Source organism: Photorhabdus temperata, assembly GCF_025384845.1.
Lineage (GTDB): Bacteria > Pseudomonadota > Gammaproteobacteria > Enterobacterales > Enterobacteriaceae > Photorhabdus > Photorhabdus temperata.
On sequence record NZ_JAJAFX010000150.1, the window covers coordinates 1 to 2283 of the forward strand.

The 2283-nt window shown below is 43.1% G+C and carries 1 protein-coding gene and 3 tRNA genes; 1 reads left to right on the top strand and 3 read right to left on the bottom strand.

Annotation, left to right across the window (positions count from 1 at the left end; all coding sequences use genetic code 11):
* Window positions 1-38 precede the first annotated feature (38 nt).
* From LGZ99_RS24110 to LGZ99_RS24120, 3 genes are all read right to left on the bottom strand, one after another.
* Window positions 39-114 (bottom strand) — tRNA-Val (locus LGZ99_RS24110).
* Window positions 115-158: 44 nt separating this feature from the next.
* Window positions 159-234 (bottom strand) — tRNA-Val (locus LGZ99_RS24115).
* Between the two features lie 29 nt (window positions 235-263).
* Window positions 264-339, bottom strand: a tRNA-Val gene (locus tag LGZ99_RS24120).
* A gap of 269 nt (window positions 340-608) precedes the next feature.
* Between LGZ99_RS24120 and gltX the strand changes: the two genes are divergently transcribed.
* Complete coding sequence (gltX, locus tag LGZ99_RS24125) at window positions 609-2027, top strand: glutamate--tRNA ligase (RefSeq protein WP_021323869.1); 1419 nt, start codon at window positions 609-611, stop codon at window positions 2025-2027.
* Window positions 2028-2283 lie beyond the last annotated feature (256 nt).

Below are 2283 nucleotides of genomic sequence, written 5' to 3' on the forward strand. Positions count from 1 at the left end.
CCAAAAAGGTGTGATAATGCTGGAACAATCTAATGAAGTGGTGGGCGATACCAGATTCGAACTGATGACCCCCTCCTTGTAAGGGAGATGCTCTACCAACTGAGCTAATCGCCCACTTCATAATGACTATTACTGCCTTAAACCACTGAATTTATGACTGGTGGGCGATACCAGATTCGAACTGATGACCCCCTCCTTGTAAGGGAGATGCTCTACCAACTGAGCTAATCGCCCAATCATAAATTCATTTTTATCACAACGAGTGGTGGGCGATACCAGATTCGAACTGATGACCCCCTCCTTGTAAGGGAGATGCTCTACCAACTGAGCTAATCGCCCCGTCGTGATGGAGTCGCATTATAGGGATAGTTCAGGATGAGTCAACGCTTTTTCTAGGGAAAAATATCGTTCGTCTCAAAATTAAACAAAGGTGAGATAATTATCATCACTCAGGGTGCGGTTTAAGCAGATATGCTGACTTTTCTCAATAACATCCCGCTAACAGCATTGAGGAATTAAAGTCCAGTGATAAAATAACCCCCACTTTTATTACTTTAAATCACCAATAACGTTCATTGAAAAGTGAAACGTAATTAAGGCAATCCCCAATGAGTAAAATTAAAACCCGTTTTGCACCAAGCCCAACTGGCTATCTCCATGTTGGCGGTGCACGTACCGCACTTTATTCCTGGTTATATAGCCGCCATAACAAAGGCGAATTTGTATTGCGTATCGAAGATACTGACCTTGAGCGCTCAACTCAGGAAGCCATTGATGCCATTATGGACGGTATGAACTGGTTAAATCTGAATTGGGATGAAGGTCCTTATTATCAGACTAAACGTTTTGATCGCTATAACCAGGCTATTGATCAAATGCTGGAGCAAGGGACGGCTTATCATTGCTATTGTTCTAAAGCACGTCTGGAAGAATTACGTGAAACTCAGATGGCAAATGGCGAGAAGCCTCGTTATGACGGTCATTGTCGTGATAATCAATGTCAGCATAATCCGGATCAACCCCATGTCGTTCGTTTCCGCAATCCACAAGAAGGTTCTGTTATTTTTAATGATAGTATCCGTGGCCCAATTGAATTTAGTAATCAGGAACTTGATGATCTGATTATCCGCCGTACCGATGGCTCTCCAACCTATAACTTCTGTGTTGTCATTGATGACTGGGATATGGAAATCACCCATGTCATTCGCGGTGAAGACCATATCAATAATACACCACGTCAAATTAATATTCTGAAAGCACTGGGTGCCCCAGTTCCAGAATATGCACACGTTTCGATGATCTTGGGTGATGATGGTAAGAAACTGTCTAAACGTCACGGGGCAGTGAGTGTTATGCAATACCGCGATGATGGCTATCTGCCGGAAGCTTTGCTGAATTATCTGGTTCGTCTGGGTTGGTCACACGGTGATCAGGAAATTTTCAGTATTGAAGAGATGACTGAATTCTTCAGCCTGGATGCTATCAATAAATCTGCCAGTGCATTCAATACAGAAAAACTACAATGGTTGAACCATCACTATATTAATACCCTGCCCCCAGAGAAAGTTGCCGTTCATTTGGCATGGCACATTGAGCAACAAGACATTGATACCCGTAATGGGCCACAATTAGTTGATCTGATTAAATTGCTGGGTGAACGCTGCAAGACGCTGAAAGAAATGGCAGAGTCCTGCCGCTACTTCTATGAGGATTTTGCTGAGTTTGATGCAGATGCAGCGAAGAAACATTTACGTCCAGTTGCCCGTCAACCTCTTGAAGTTGTTCGTGCAAAACTGGCTTCAATTACTGACTGGACACCTGAAAACGTTCATCATGCCATTCAATCTACAGCTGATGAGTTGGAAGTTGGTATGGGTAAAGTCGGTATGCCACTGCGTGTTGCTGCTACTGGAGCAGGTCAATCTCCAGGTGTGGATGTGACTATTCATGCTATCGGGCAAAGCCGTACTCTGGCCCGTATTAATCAGGCTCTGGAATTTATTGCTCAGCGTGAAACTCAGCAGTAATTGCAGTAATTAATGCTACAAAGGCATCACCGATTTAGTGTGGTGCCCTCTATTCTCAAAAAATCTCATTTAATTAATACCACGTTGTAACTCCCCTAAACGCTTTCTATCTCATTTCAACCCGTTGTTCAGCCTTTATTTTGTCGATCCACCACAAAACTGATGACTTTTTCAACGCTTGCTCTGAGAATGATAAGTTAGCCGTTGACAGTATTTGCAGGGTTTCATATTATGCGCCCCGTTCCATTAATTTTGA

What these genes read in the sequence shown, in the direction of transcription:
- gltX (WP_021323869.1), top strand. Translation starts at nt 609, where the DNA reads ATGAGTAAAATTAAAACCCGTTTTGCACCAAGCCCAACTGGCTATCTC.